We start from the raw sequence: 13816 nt of genomic DNA, 5'->3' as shown, positions 1-13816 counted from the left end.
GGCCACGCTGCTTCGGTTGGTTGCATGGCGCCCAAGAAACCAGAGTCCAAGTCAGGGTCGAGTCCGGCCTCCAAATCAGGCTCGAAGCGAGGTTCGAAATCCGGTTCGGGCTCGGCTGCGCCCGGTCAGACTGAAGACGATCGGATCGCTGGCGAACGAATTGCGGCTGCCGCCGGCGCCGCTGCCGAGATCGCAAAGCGGCTTTCTGGAACCGCCGCGCCCGCGACGCCAACGACACCCGAATCGCCGCCGGCAACTCAAGCACCGGTTGCCGCCGCCCCGCCGACGACGACCGAAGTGCCGCAGCCTTCCGAGCCGATACTGGCCCGCACGCCGCCGGAGGCAGCCAAGCCGGCGCAGCCTCCAGAGCCGGCGCAGCCTTCCAAGCCGCCACAGCCCTCAAAGCCGGCGGAGCCCTCAAAGCTGCCACAGGCCAGCAAGCCTGCGCCGCCGCCTTCCGACGACGAGGACGGCGAGGGCGAGGACGACGATCTCGACGACGACGATGATGACGAGGATCTCGTCGTCTATAGCGCGCGCGAGGCTGCCGGCGCGCTCGCGACGATCTACGGCTTCGTCAGGCCGCTGCTCTCGAAATACAAGAAGATGCTGGCCTTCGTGGGGATCGGCGTCCTGATCGAGACGCTGTTCAACGTCATCATGCCGCTCAGCCTCAAGTTCCTGATCGACGACGCGCTCGGCGAGGAGGATTTCGAGGCGCTCTACCGCATTCTCGGCGTGCTCGCAGCGGCCGGCATCTTCACCTCGATCGTCGCCGTGCTCTATGAGCGCTGGGATGCGCGTCTCGCCGCTTGCGTCATCTCGGATGTGCGCACGCGCCTGTTCGACCACGTGCAGAACCTGCCGGCGGCGTATTTCCAGCGCACCAAGCGCGGTGAGATCCTGTCGCGCTTCTCGGTCGACATGTCGGCGTTCGAGGGCGTGGTCAAGACCTTCGCCAACAGCGCGGCGCTGCCGCTGCTGGAGCTCATCGCCGGCATCATCCTGATGCTGTTCCTGAACTGGCAGCTCGCCGCGATCGCGCTGCTGGTGTTCCCGATCACCCTGATCGGCCCGCGCATCCTGACGCCCAAGGCCGTCCAGGCCAATTACGAGCAGAAGCTCAACGAGGCGTCACTGCTCGGCGTCATCCAGGAGAACATCGCGGCGCAGGCCGTCATCAAGGCCTTCAGCCTGCATCGCAAGGTGTTCGGCTGGTTCAGCTTCCGGAATGACGCGGCACGGCGCAAGATGGCGGATGCGATGTTCCTGTCGACCATGGTCGAGCGCACCGTCACGATCTCCGTTCTCCTGCTGCATCTCGTCGTGCTCGCGCTCGGTGCCTATCTCGCCACCAAGGGCCAGATCACGATCGGGACCTTCGTGACCTTCGAGAGCGCGTTCTGGGAGGTGTCGTACAATATCGCCCATGTCATGCACTTCCTCCCGGTGTCGATCTCCTCGGCGGCCGCGATCCGCCACATGCAGGAGCTGCTGGACGAGCCGACCCGCGGCGCCGACCGGCCGGGCGCGCCGGATCTGCCGCGCATCAGCCACGACATCACGTTCGAGCGCGTCGGCTTCCAGTACGAGGGCAGCCAGACCCCAGTGCTCGACAATCTCAGCCTCAGGCTCGATGTCGGCAAGCGCATCGCGATCGTCGGTCCTTCCGGCTCGGGCAAGAGCACGCTGCTCAATCTGATCCTGCGGCTCTACGTGCCCGATGAAGGCCGCGTCACCATCGACGGCGTCGATATCCGGAAGGTCACGCGCGATTCGCTGCGCGGCAGCATGGCGGTGGTGTTCCAGGAAAACATGCTGTTCAACATGTCGCTGCGGGAGAACATCCGGCTCGGCAAGGAGGGCGCCACCGATGCGGAGGTGGAGGAGGCGGCGAAGAAGGCCGAGATCCACCGCTACATCATGAGCCTGCCGCAGAAATACGACACCCTCGTCGGCGAGCGCGGCGACACGCTGTCCGGCGGCCAGCGCCAGCGCATCGCGATCGCGCGCGCCATCATCCGCAATCCCTCCGTGCTGCTGCTCGACGAGGCGACCTCGGCGCTCGACCAGACCACGGAAGCGGCGATCAACCGCACGCTGCTGAAGGTCGCCAAGGGCCGCACCATGATCTGGTCGACCCACCGCCTGACCTCGGTGGTCGAGATGGACGAGATCATCGTCATCTCCGGCGGCCGCGCGATCGAGCGCGGCAGCCACGCCGAGCTCCTGGCCATGAACGGCGTCTATCGCAAGCTCTGGGACGACCAGGGCCATCAGCCGAGCCGGCTCGATCAGGCGGACAAGGAAGATGACGATGACGACGAGGATGATGAGGACGAGGACGAGGACGACGAGGAGTAACGCGTAGCCCGCATGAGCGCAGCGATATGCGGGACCTCATGAGCTTTCGGTGAGACCCCGGATGTCGCTGCGCTCATCCGGGCTACGCGAGCGTGCCTGGAGCAGAGGGCCAGCCAAACGGTGCCGTACGCCGCGGCCGAGGGAGACCGCAAACCTCGCCCAGCGCTGCGCCAGCCAATAGGGACTGGTGCCGATCGAGACCTCGCGGAACCGATAGGCCTCGTCGAGCGACCAGGCATCGCAGGCGGTCTTGACCGGATCGGCGTAGAACGCCGCGATCTTGGCCTCGCTCATGCCGTCGGTCGCCAACCAGCGCGGAATGTGGAGGCTGCACAGGCGCTCGACGTCGGTGAACACCTTGTCGGAGCCGGTGCCGGTGACAGGGCAGGTGGTGCAGAAGGCGTCGCCGACGAGCACCACGCCCGGCATGCGGTAGCCGCTGTTGACGATGAGGTCGGCGGGCCGGACCTTGACCTCCCCGCTGACCGCGTAGTCACCGGCGATCCGCCGCAGGCCGGGCAGGGCGCCTGCCAGCGTTTCGGCCGGGGCGCGCCGGATCGCCCGCAGCCAGGGATCATCGACGTCGCGATAGGCGAACAGATTGGCGCGCATGCGGTCGCCGATCGGAAACAGGGTGATGTAGGGAACGCGCGCGCTGCTCCGTTCCTGGAAATAGGTCATGGCCGGGAACGGGAAGGCGGAACGGCCGACCGGGATCAGGTCGAAGCCGACCGAGATCGAATGGGCGGGGCTGGTGAGCTTGCGGGTGATTCCCAGCATGTGCCGAAGTCCGACGTTCAGCCCATTGGCGAGCACCACGAGGCGCGCCGAGATCGCCTGTCCGTCGGACAGGACGACCGACTGGCGATCCTCGCTTGGCGTGATCGCCACCGCCTTGGCCGCGATTCGCTCGACCGTGCCGGGGATCTGCGCGCGCACGGCCGCCACCAGCGCGTCGTACGGGATGCCGTACTGCTGCACCGGCGCATGGTCGAGCACGCGGCCGAATCGGGCGACCCAGTTCTCCGAAGCCAAGGTCGCCTGCTGCAGCGCCTTGTCCGCCACGCCGGTGCGACGGAATCGGGCGATCTGCGCGGCGCCGGAAATCTTCTCGATTCGGAAGTCGGGCGGGTAGACGGCATGAGGATCGACGAGAATCGCTGATACGCCCGCCTTTCCGAGCATGGCAGCCGCGATCGAGCCGGCCAGGCCGCCGCCAATGATCGCTATGTCGGTATATCTTGTCACTAGGCGCCTCGTCGCGACCCCATCCTTGTCGCCCAAAGCCGAAAAAAGGCTTATCCTGCGTGTTTCTGGATGTTTCGGGAGGTGCCGAAGCTCGCACCTGCGCCCCGGAAGGCTGTCCGCGGTAACTGGATGTGGGGCCTGTTTCTCCCCACGGAGTTGCAGGAGAGTGCGATCGCCGCATGCCGCGACCGCCGCAGGCCGTTGGTTTTGGCGACCGCCTTATCCGGGCCATGATAAACGTCCTGCGGTGTCGTTTTGCTTGACTTGGATATTTACCGCTTATAAAAGGCGGCCACTCAACGACAGGCGGTGAGCTTCGCTAGCGTCGGTACGGATCACCCAAACCCCTTCGGAAACGGGCGGGAGCGGGCACCAACCTCGACGAATGCCGCTCAAACGCTGTCGATCATAGCTAGGCAATGCCAAAACGATATTAGATCTCTCGAGCTTGTTCTCTTGAGACCAATTTCGGATGCATGACCTCGGTAGGCCGCCGACCAGCGCAAGCTGATTGGTAGCGATCGCGGTCCTCTGTGGCGCAAGCGCTTTCCGTTCAGCGATGAACGGTTGGCGCGATTTCGTTTTGCGCGGGTTTTGATCGCGCGAAACGGCCCGGTGAGGCGGGGAACCTCAAACAGAATTTGCGGAAACCGGTCGCGGTCTCCGTGCGAAACGTTGAGAAGGGTGAAGGCCAAGATGCCGACGATCAACCAGCTGATCGCAAATCCGCGCGAAGTGCAGAAGTCGCGCAAGAAGGTGCCGGCGCTGCAGCAGTCGCCGCAGAAGCGTGGCGTTTGCACGCGCGTCTACACCACGACCCCGAAGAAGCCGAACTCGGCGCTTCGTAAGGTCGCCAAGGTGCGCCTGACCAACGGCTTCGAGGTGATCGGCTACATTCCGGGTGAAGGCCATAACCTGCAGGAGCACTCGGTGGTCATGATCCGCGGCGGCCGCGTCAAGGACTTGCCGGGCGTGCGCTACCACATCCTCCGCGGCGTGCTGGATACCCAGGGCGTCAAGAACCGTAAGCAGCGCCGTTCGAAGTATGGCGCGAAGCGTCCGAAGTAAGACGTTCGAGAGAAGCGGGAACAGATCACATGTCGCGTCGCCATTCAGCCGAAAAGCGTGAAGTGCTTCCGGATCCGAAGTTCGGGAACATCATCGTCACCAAGTTCATGAACTCGGTGATGTACGCCGGCAAGAAGTCGGTCGCCGAAGGTATCGTCTACGGCGCGTTCGGCATCATCGAATCCAAGACCAAGCAGAGCCCGCTGACGGTGTTCGAGCAGGCGCTCGAAAACGTCATGCCGACGATCGAAGTGCGCTCGCGCCGCGTCGGCGGTGCGACGTATCAGGTTCCGGTCGAAGTGCGCTCGACCCGCCGGCAGGCCCTGGGCATCCGCTGGCTGATCTCGGCTGCGCGCGACCGCAACGAGAAGACCATGACCGAGCGGCTTTCGGCGGAGCTGCTCGACGCCTCCAACAACCGAGGCAACGCCGTGAAGAAGCGTGAAGACGTGCACCGGATGGCGGAAGCCAACCGCGCCTTCTCGCACTACCGCTGGTAATAGCGGCCCGAACGGAAATCAGGGAACACCTTCATGCCCCGCCAACATGCCATCGAGGACTACCGCAACTTCGGTATCATGGCGCATATCGACGCCGGTAAGACCACGACGACCGAGCGCATCCTCTATTACACCGGCAAGAGCCACAAGATCGGCGAAGTGCACGAAGGTGCCGCGACGATGGACTGGATGGAGCAGGAGCAGGAGCGTGGCATCACGATCACGTCGGCTGCCACCACCGCGTTCTGGAACGGCAAGCGCCTGAACATCATCGACACCCCCGGCCACGTCGACTTCACCATCGAAGTCGAGCGTTCGCTGCGCGTGCTCGACGGCGCCGTTTGCGTGCTTGACTCCAACCAGGGCGTCGAACCGCAGACCGAGACCGTCTGGCGCCAGGGCGACAAGTACAAGGTGCCGCGCATCGTCTTCGCCAACAAGATGGACAAGACCGGCGCAGACTTCTTCAAGTGCCTGGCCGACATCGTCGACCGCCTGGGCGCGAAGCCGGTGGCGATCCAGCTGCCGATCGGTGCGGAGAACAACTTCAAGGGCTGCATCGACCTCGTGACCATGAAGGCGATCGTCTGGAACGACGAGGCGCTCGGTGCGAAGTTCGACTACGCCGAGATCCCGGCTGATCTGGCCGATCAGGCTGCCGAATATCGCGAGAAGCTCGTGGAAGCCGCCGTCGAGCTCGACGACGACGCCCTGGCCGCGTTCCTGGACGGCAAGGAGCCGGACGAGGCGACCCTGAAGCGCCTGATCCGCAAGGCCGTGCTGACCGGCGCGTTCTATCCCGTGCTGTGCGGCTCGGCCTTCAAGAACAAGGGCGTGCAGCCCTTGCTCGACGCCGTCGTCGACTATCTGCCGTCGCCGGTCGACGTGCCCGCGATCAAGGGCACCGACGACAAGGGCAACGAGGTCGTGCGCAGGGCGGACGACAAGGAGCCTCTGGCGCTGCTGGCGTTCAAGATCATGGACGACCCGTTCGTCGGGACGATCACGTTCTGCCGCATCTATTCGGGCATCCTGGCCTCGGGCACCGGTGTCGTGAACTCGACCCGCGAGAAGAAGGAGCGCATTGGCCGCATGCTGCTGATGCATGCGAACAATCGCGAGGACATCAAGGAAGCCTATGCGGGCGACATCGTCGCTCTCGCCGGCCTCAAGGAAGCCCGCACCGGTGACACGCTGTGCGATCCGAACAACCAGGTGATCCTGGAGAAGATGGAATTCCCGGAGCCGGTCATCGAGATCGCGATCGAGCCGAAGTCGAAGGCCGACCAGGAAAAGCTCGGCGTCGCGCTGGCGAAGCTGGCGGCGGAAGATCCGTCGTTCCGGGTGTCGACCGACCAGGAGTCCGGCCAGACCATCCTCAAGGGCATGGGCGAGCTCCATCTCGACATCAAGGTCGACATCCTCCGTCGGACCTACAAGGTCGACGCCAATATCGGTGCGCCGCAGGTGGCGTTCCGTGAGCGCATCACCAAGAAGGCGGAAGTCAAGTACACGCACAAGAAGCAGACCGGCGGTACCGGTCAGTTCGCCGAAGTGTCGATCGTCGTCGAGCCCAACGAGCCGGGCGTCGGTTATGAGTTCGAGTCCAAGATCGTCGGCGGTGCGGTTCCGAAGGAATACATCCCCGGCGTCGAAAAGGGCATCGAGAGCGTGCTCGGCGCGGGCGTGGTCGCCGGCTTCCCGGTGGTCGACGTCAAGGTGTCGCTGGTCGACGGCAAGTATCACGACGTCGACTCGTCGGCGCTGGCCTTCGAAATCGCCTCTCGCGCGGCATTCCGTGAAGCGCTGCAGAAGGGCAAGTCGGTTCTGCTCGAGCCGATCATGAAGGTCGAGGTGGTGACCCCGGAAGACTACACCGGCTCGGTCATCGGCGACCTGAACTCCCGTCGTGGCCAGATCCAGGGCCAGGACATGCGCGGCAACGCCAACGTCATCAACGCGATGGTGCCGCTCATGAACATGTTCGGTTACGTGAATAACCTGCGCTCGATGAGCCAGGGCCGCGCGACCTTCACGATGCAGTTCTCGCACTACGCTGAAGCGCCGGCCAACGTGTCGGCTGAAGTCCAGAAGAAGTTTGCCTGATTGTCGCGAGCTCAAGTGAGCGACTGAACGGAGAGTCAAATGGCCAAAGCTAAATTTGAACGTAACAAGCCCCACTGCAACATCGGCACCATCGGTCACGTCGACCACGGCAAGACCTCGCTGACGGCTGCAATCACCAAGATCCTGGCCGAGACGGGCGGTGCGACGTTCACTGCCTACGACCAGATCGACAAGGCGCCGGAAGAGAAGGCCCGCGGCATCACGATCTCGACCGCTCACGTCGAGTACGAGACCAAGAACCGCCACTACGCCCACGTCGACTGCCCCGGCCACGCCGACTACGTGAAGAACATGATCACCGGCGCTGCCCAGATGGACGGCGCGATCCTGGTCGTGTCGGCTGCCGACGGCCCGATGCCGCAGACCCGCGAGCACATCCTGCTCGCCCGCCAGGTCGGCGTGCCGGCGCTGGTCGTGTTCCTGAACAAGTGCGACATGGTCGACGATCCGGAGCTGCTCGAGCTGGTCGAGCTCGAGGTTCGCGAGCTGCTCTCGAAGTACGAATTCCCGGGCGACAAGATCCCGATCATCAAGGGCTCGGCGCTCGCCGCTCTCGAAGATTCGGACAAGAAGCTCGGCCACGACGCCATCCTCGAGCTGATGCGCAATGTCGACGAGTACATTCCGCAGCCGGAGCGTCCGATCGACCAGCCCTTCCTGATGCCGGTCGAAGACGTGTTCTCGATCTCCGGCCGCGGCACCGTGGTGACCGGTCGTGTCGAGCGCGGCATCATCAAGGTCGGTGAGGAAATCGAGATCGTCGGCATCCGTCCGACCCAGAAGACCACCGTCACCGGCGTCGAAATGTTCCGCAAGCTGCTCGATCAGGGCCAGGCTGGCGACAACATCGGTGCGCTGCTCCGCGGTACCAAGCGCGAGGACGTCGAGCGCGGCCAGGTGCTGTGCAAGCCGGGTTCGGTCAAGCCGCACACCAAGTTCAAGGCTGAGGCTTACATCCTCACCAAGGAAGAGGGCGGTCGTCACACTCCGTTCTTCACCAACTACCGTCCGCAGTTCTACTTCCGCACGACCGACGTGACCGGCGTCGTTCACCTGCCGGAAGGCACCGAGATGGTGATGCCGGGCGACAACATCGCGATGGAAGTGCACCTGATCGTGCCGATCGCGATGGAAGAGAAGCTGCGCTTCGCCATCCGTGAAGGCGGCCGCACCGTCGGCGCCGGCGTCGTCGCCTCGATCATCGAGTAACAAAAGCGAATAGGGAATGGCGGGTGGCGAATGGAGAAATCCATTCGCTGTTCGCTACTCGCCACTCACTACTCAAAGAAAGATACGGCAATGAACGGCCAAAATATCCGCATCCGTCTCAAGGCGTTTGACCATCGTATCCTCGATACGTCGACGCGCGAGATCGTCAACACGGCGAAACGGACCGGCGCGCAGGTTCGCGGACCCATTCCGCTGCCGACCCGCATCGAGAAGTTCACCGTGAACCGTTCGCCGCACGTCGACAAGAAGAGCCGCGAGCAGTTCGAGATGCGCACCCACAAGCGCCTGCTCGACATCGTCGATCCGACCCCGCAGACCGTCGATGCTCTGATGAAGCTCGACCTGGCCGCCGGTGTCGACGTCGAGATCAAGCTCTAAGTTTTTGGATTCACGTTCGCCGTTTCGCGGACATAGAGAAGAACAGGAAGCACGCCGATGCGCTCCGGAGTGATCGCACAAAAGGTCGGGATGACGCGGGTCTTCACGGAGACCGGCGAACATATCCCCGTGACCGTGCTGAAGCTCGGCAATTGCCAGGTGGTCGGTCACCGCACCACCGAGAAGAACGGCTATGTCGCGCTGCAGCTCGGCAGCGGCAGCCGCAAGACGGTCTACATGCCGAAGGCGGAGCGCGGCCAGTTCGCGGTCGCCAAGGTCGAGCCGAAGCGCAAGCTCGCCGAATTCCGTGTCAGCGAAGACTCGCTGATCCCGGTCGGCGCCGAGATCCTGGCCGACCATTTCGTCGTCGGCCAGTTCGTCGACGTCACCGGCACCTCGGTCGGTAAGGGCTTCGCGGGCGGCATGAAGCGCTGGAACTTCGGCGGTTTGCGCGCGACACACGGTGTGTCGGTCTCGCATCGTTCGATCGGTTCGACCGGTGGTCGTCAGGACCCCGGCAAGACCTGGAAGAACAAGAAGATGCCTGGCCACATGGGTGTCGATCGCGTCACCACGCTCAACCTGCGGGTTGTGCAGACGGACGTCGAGCGCGGCCTGATCCTGGTGGAAGGCGCCGTGCCCGGCTCGAAGGGTGGCTGGATCTCGGTGCGCGACGCCGTGAAGAAGCCGCTGCCGAAGGACGCGCCGAAGCCCGGCAAGTTCAAGGTCGCGGGTGAGCAGGGTGCCGAAGCGCCGGCCGTGCAGGAGGGCGCATAAATGGAACTGAAAGTCACCACCCTCGAGGGCAAGGAAGCCGGCTCCGTCCAGCTGTCCGACGCCATCTTCGGTCTCGAGCCGCGCGCCGACATCATCCAGCGCTGCGTTCAGTGGCAGCTGAACAAGCGTCAGGCGGGCACGCACAAGGCCAAGGGCCGCGCCGAGATCTGGCGCACCGGCAAGAAGATGTACAAGCAGAAGGGCACCGGCGGTGCTCGTCACGGCTCGGCGCGCGTGCCGCAGTTCCGTGGCGGTGGCCGCGCCTTCGGTCCGGTCGTTCGCTCGCATGCGACTGATCTGCCGAAGAAGGTCCGCGCCATGGCGCTGAAGCATGCGCTGTCGGCGAAGGCCAAGGACGGTGATCTGGTCGTGCTGGAGAACGCCACCCTCGAGGCGGCGAAGACCAAGGCGTTGATCGGGCACTTCTCCGGTCTCGGCCTGACCAACGCCCTGATCATCGATGGCGCCGAGCTGCACAACGGCTTCGCCGCTGCGGCCCGCAACATCCCGAACATGGACGTGCTGCCGATCCAGGGCATCAACGTCTACGACATCCTGCGCCGTCAGAAGCTCGTGCTGACCAAGGCGGCGATCGATGCGCTGGAGGCGCGCTTCAAATGAAGACCATCGATCCGCGCCACTACGACATCATCCTCGCGCCGGTCGTGACCGAGAAGGCGACTTTCGCGTCGGAGCACAACAAGGTTCTGTTCAAGGTGGCCGCCAAGGCGACCAAGCCGCAGATCAAGGAAGCGATCGAGAAGCTGTTCGACGTCAAGGTCAAGAGCGTGAACACGCTCGTCCGCAAGGGCAAGACCAAGGTGTTCCGCGGTCATTTCGGTTCGCAATCGGACAGCAAGCGGGCGATCGTGACCCTCGAAGAGGGCCACCGGATCGACGTCACCACCGGACTGTAAGGCTGAGCTGCCATGGCATTGAAGACATTCAACCCCACGACGCCGGGCCAGCGCCAGCTGGTGATGGTCGATCGTTCGGCCCTCTACAAGGGCAAGCCTGTGAAGGCGCTGACGGAAGGCAAGCAGTCGAGCGGCGGCCGTAACAACACCGGCCGCATCACGGTTCGCTTCCTCGGCGGCGGTCACAAGCAGTCGTATCGCACGGTCGACTTCAAGCGCGACAAGGTCGACGTTCCGGCCACCGTAGAGCGGCTGGAGTACGATCCGAACCGCACGGCCTTCATCGCCCTGGTCAAGTATCAGGACGGCGAGCTCGCCTACATCCTGGCGCCGCAGCGGCTGGCGGTCGGCGACACCATCGTCGCCGGCAACTATGTCGACGTGAAGCCGGGCAACGTCATGCCGCTCGGCAACATGCCGGTGGGCACGATCGTGCACAACATCGAGGTCAAGATCGGCAAGGGTGGCCAGCTCGCGCGTTCGGCCGGCACCTATGCCCAGCTCGTCGGCCGCGACCACGACTACGTCATCGTGCGCCTGAATTCGGGCGAGCAGCGCCTGGTGCACGGCCGTTGCCGCGGCACCATCGGTGCGGTGTCGAACCCGGACCACATGAACACCTCGATCGGCAAGGCCGGCCGCAAGCGTTGGATGGGCCGCAGGCCTCACAACCGCGGTGTCGCGATGAACCCGATCGACCATCCGCACGGCGGCGGCGAAGGCCGTACCTCCGGCGGTCGTCACCCGGTCACTCCATGGGGCAAGCCCACCAAGGGCAAGAAGACCCGCACCAACAAGTCGACCGACAAATTCATTCTCTTGAGCCGCCACAAGCGGAAGAAGTAAGGAACGACGGACATGGTTCGTTCAGTCTGGAAAGGCCCGTTCGTCGAGGCGTCGCTGCTCAAGAAGGCAGATGCTGCGCGTGCGTCCGGCCGTCATGACGTCATCAAGATCTGGAGCCGCCGCTCGACGATCCTGCCGCAGTTCGTCGGCCTGACGTTCGGCGTCTACAACGGCCAGAAGCACGTGCCGGTGGCGATCAACGAAGAGATGGTCGGCCACAAGTTCGGCGAGTTCTCGCCGACCCGTACCTTCCACGGCCATTCGGGCGATAAGAAAGCCAAGAAGGCTTGAGGATTAAGCGATGAGCAAACCAAAGCGCGAACGGAGCCTCCCGGACAACGAGGCCAAGGCTGTGGCCCGGATGCTTCGGGTGAGCCCGCAGAAGCTGAACCTGGTGGCGCAGATGATCCGCGGCCGCAAGGCGTCGGCAGCCCTCGCCGACCTGCAGTTTTCGCGCAAGCGGATTGCGGTCGACGTCAAGAAGTGCCTGGAATCGGCGATCGCCAATGCCGAGAACAACCACGAGCTCGAGGTCGACGATCTCGTCGTCACGCAGGCTTTCGTCGGCAAGGGAATCGTGATGAAGCGTTTCTCGCCGCGCGGCCGTGGCCGTTCGGGCCGAGTTTTCAAACCGTTTTCGCAGCTGACGATCATTGTTCGTCAGGTCGAGGCGAGCGCTTAAAGCAGGCGCTGGGAGAATACGATGGGTCAAAAGATCAATCCGATCGGTCTGCGTCTCGGCATCAACCGGACCTGGGATTCGCGCTGGTTCGCCGGCAAGGCCGAGTACGGCAAGCTGCTGCATGAAGACGTCAAGATCCGTGAGATCCTGCACAAGGAGCTCAAGCAGGCGGCCGTCGCCCGCATCGTGATCGAGCGTCCGCACAAGAAGTGCCGCGTCACGATCCACTCGGCGCGTCCGGGCGTCGTGATCGGCAAGAAGGGCGCCGACATCGACAAGCTGCGCAAGCGCGTCGCCGATATTACCTCGTCGGACGTCGTCATCAACATCGTCGAGATCCGCAAGCCCGAGCTGGACGCGACCCTGGTCGCCGAGTCGATCGCGCAGCAGCTCGAGCGCCGCGTCGCGTTCCGCCGCGCCATGAAGCGCGCCGTGCAGTCGGCGATGCGTCTCGGCGCCGAGGGCATCCGCATCAACTGCTCGGGTCGTCTGGGCGGCGCGGAAATCGCGCGCATGGAATGGTACCGCGAGGGCCGGGTGCCGCTGCACACGCTGCGCGCCGACATCGACTACGGTGTGGCCACCGCGTTCACGACCTTCGGCACCTGCGGCGTGAAGGTCTGGATCTTCAAGGGCGAGATCCTCGAGCACGATCCGATGGCGCAGGACAAGCGGATGGCCGAGGGCGACACCGGTGGTGGTGGCGGCGACCGTGGCGGCCGTTCGCGCCGCGATGCGGCCTGACCGATCGCTGCGACAAGACAGGTTTGAGGGCTCAAAGCCATGATGCAACCAAAGAAGACCAAGTTCCGAAAGGCGCATAAGGGCCGTATCCACGGCGTGGCGTCCTCGGGTGCAACGCTGGCCTTCGGCCAGTTCGGGCTGAAGGCGATGGAGCCGGATCGGGTCACCGCACGCCAGATCGAGGCGGCCCGTCGTGCCCTGACCCGTCACATGAAGCGCGCCGGCCGCGTCTGGATCCGGGTGTTCCCGGATCTTCCGGTGTCGAAGAAGCCGGCCGAAGTCCGCATGGGCTCCGGCAAGGGTTCGCCTGAATTGTGGGTGGCTCGCGTCAAGCCGGGCCGGGTGATGTTCGAGATCGACGGCGTGACCAACCAGATCGCGCGCGAGGCGCTGCTGCTGGCGGCCGCCAAGCTGCCGATCAAGACGCGCTTCGTCGAGCGCATTGCGGAGTAATGGCCATGGCCGAGATGAAGATTGCCGACATTCGCGCGATGAGCCCCGACCAGATGGACGATGCGATCGTCAATCTGAAGAAGGAGCGCTTCAACCTGCGTTTTCAGCGCGCCACCGGGCAGCTGGAGAACACCTCGCGGCTGCGTGAGGCGCGCCGCGACATCGCCCGTATCAAGACCATCGCCGCGCAGCAGCGCGCCAAGACGAAGTAAGAGGCTCGACATGCCGAAACGGACCCTTCAGGGCGTCGTCGTCAGCGACAAGCAGGCCAAGACGATCGTGGTGCGCGTCGACCGGCGCTTCACCCATCCGATCTACAAGAAGACCATCCGCCGCTCGAAGAACTACCACGCGCACGACGAGAACAACGAGTTCAAGCCGGGCGACATGGTGTGGATCGAGGAGAGCAAGCCGATCTCGAAGCTCAAGCGCTGGACCGTGATCCGGGGCGAGCACAAGAAAACCGCCTGAGGCGCGAAACG

Annotated in this window: 17 protein-coding genes; 16 read left to right on the top strand and 1 reads right to left on the bottom strand. The window is 64.1% G+C overall.

Annotated elements, in window-relative coordinates; genetic code table 11:
* Positions 1 to 24 precede the first annotated feature (24 nt).
* A complete protein-coding gene (locus S58_RS22240) occupies positions 25 to 2364 on the top strand; it encodes an ABC transporter ATP-binding protein (protein WP_042340114.1) in 2340 nt (779 codons plus the stop codon).
* A 36-nt stretch (positions 2365 to 2400) separates the two neighbouring features.
* On the opposite strand, the gene S58_RS22235 is transcribed toward S58_RS22240, so the two are convergent.
* Positions 2401 to 3612, bottom strand: coding sequence for an FAD-dependent oxidoreductase (locus S58_RS22235; RefSeq protein ID WP_015667621.1), 1212 nt, complete (start codon positions 3610 to 3612; stop codon positions 2401 to 2403).
* 696 nt (positions 3613 to 4308) lie between these two features.
* On the opposite strand from S58_RS22235, the gene rpsL reads away from it, so the two are divergent.
* From rpsL to rpsQ, 15 genes are all read left to right on the top strand, one after another.
* The gene (rpsL, locus tag S58_RS22230; RefSeq protein ID WP_006611834.1) at positions 4309 to 4680 is read left to right on the top strand and encodes a 30S ribosomal protein S12; all 372 of its coding nucleotides are present in this window, start codon (positions 4309 to 4311) and stop codon (positions 4678 to 4680) included.
* A 29-nt stretch (positions 4681 to 4709) separates the two neighbouring features.
* Positions 4710 to 5180: a 30S ribosomal protein S7 gene (rpsG, locus tag S58_RS22225; RefSeq protein ID WP_015667620.1), complete on the top strand. Its 471-nt coding sequence runs from the start codon at positions 4710 to 4712 to the stop codon at positions 5178 to 5180.
* Between the two features lie 33 nt (positions 5181 to 5213).
* Positions 5214 to 7286: an elongation factor G gene (fusA, locus tag S58_RS22220; protein WP_015667619.1), complete on the top strand. Its 2073-nt coding sequence runs from the start codon at positions 5214 to 5216 to the stop codon at positions 7284 to 7286.
* A gap of 39 nt (positions 7287 to 7325) precedes the next feature.
* On the top strand, positions 7326 to 8516 hold the full coding sequence (tuf, locus tag S58_RS22215) for an elongation factor Tu (RefSeq protein WP_006611837.1): 1191 nt from the start codon (positions 7326 to 7328) through the stop codon (positions 8514 to 8516).
* Positions 8517 to 8606: 90 nt separating this feature from the next.
* Positions 8607 to 8915: a 30S ribosomal protein S10 gene (gene rpsJ, locus S58_RS22210; RefSeq protein WP_002712302.1), complete on the top strand. Its 309-nt coding sequence runs from the start codon at positions 8607 to 8609 to the stop codon at positions 8913 to 8915.
* A gap of 57 nt (positions 8916 to 8972) precedes the next feature.
* Positions 8973 to 9692: a 50S ribosomal protein L3 gene (rplC, locus tag S58_RS22205; protein ID WP_015667618.1), complete on the top strand. Its 720-nt coding sequence runs from the start codon at positions 8973 to 8975 to the stop codon at positions 9690 to 9692.
* Positions 9693 to 10313, top strand: coding sequence for a 50S ribosomal protein L4 (gene rplD, locus S58_RS22200; protein WP_015667617.1), 621 nt, complete (start codon positions 9693 to 9695; stop codon positions 10311 to 10313). It abuts the gene before it with no gap.
* On the top strand, positions 10310 to 10609 hold the full coding sequence (locus tag S58_RS22195) for a 50S ribosomal protein L23 (protein WP_012045043.1): 300 nt from the start codon (positions 10310 to 10312) through the stop codon (positions 10607 to 10609). Before rplD ends, S58_RS22195 begins: the two co-directional genes overlap by 4 nt.
* Positions 10610 to 10621: 12 nt before the next feature.
* Positions 10622 to 11455, top strand: coding sequence for a 50S ribosomal protein L2 (gene rplB, locus S58_RS22190; RefSeq protein WP_011926053.1), 834 nt, complete (start codon positions 10622 to 10624; stop codon positions 11453 to 11455).
* Between the two features lie 12 nt (positions 11456 to 11467).
* Positions 11468 to 11746, top strand: coding sequence for a 30S ribosomal protein S19 (gene rpsS / locus S58_RS22185; RefSeq protein ID WP_006611842.1), 279 nt, complete (start codon positions 11468 to 11470; stop codon positions 11744 to 11746).
* 10 nt (positions 11747 to 11756) lie between these two features.
* Positions 11757 to 12137, top strand: a complete 381-nt coding sequence (gene rplV / locus S58_RS22180) for a 50S ribosomal protein L22 (protein ID WP_015667616.1) — start codon at positions 11757 to 11759, stop codon at positions 12135 to 12137.
* 21 nt (positions 12138 to 12158) lie between these two features.
* Positions 12159 to 12881 (top strand): 30S ribosomal protein S3, encoded by a 723-nt coding sequence (rpsC, locus tag S58_RS22175; protein ID WP_015667615.1) that lies wholly within the window; start codon positions 12159 to 12161, stop codon positions 12879 to 12881.
* A gap of 39 nt (positions 12882 to 12920) precedes the next feature.
* Complete coding sequence (gene rplP / locus S58_RS22170) at positions 12921 to 13334, top strand: 50S ribosomal protein L16 (RefSeq protein ID WP_015667614.1); 414 nt, start codon at positions 12921 to 12923, stop codon at positions 13332 to 13334.
* A 5-nt stretch (positions 13335 to 13339) separates the two neighbouring features.
* Positions 13340 to 13546 carry a 50S ribosomal protein L29 gene (gene rpmC / locus S58_RS22165; protein ID WP_015667613.1) on the top strand — a complete coding sequence of 69 codons (207 nt, stop codon included), beginning with the start codon at positions 13340 to 13342 and terminating at the stop codon, positions 13544 to 13546.
* A 10-nt stretch (positions 13547 to 13556) separates the two neighbouring features.
* Positions 13557 to 13805 (top strand): 30S ribosomal protein S17, encoded by a 249-nt coding sequence (gene rpsQ / locus S58_RS22160; protein WP_015667612.1) that lies wholly within the window; start codon positions 13557 to 13559, stop codon positions 13803 to 13805.
* The last annotated feature ends 11 nt before the right edge of the window (positions 13806 to 13816 follow it).

The organism is Bradyrhizobium oligotrophicum S58 (assembly GCF_000344805.1).
GTDB lineage: Bacteria > Pseudomonadota > Alphaproteobacteria > Rhizobiales > Xanthobacteraceae > Bradyrhizobium > Bradyrhizobium oligotrophicum.
Note: the sequence above shows the minus strand (reverse complement) of the source record. Positions and strands in the feature narration are given on the sequence as shown.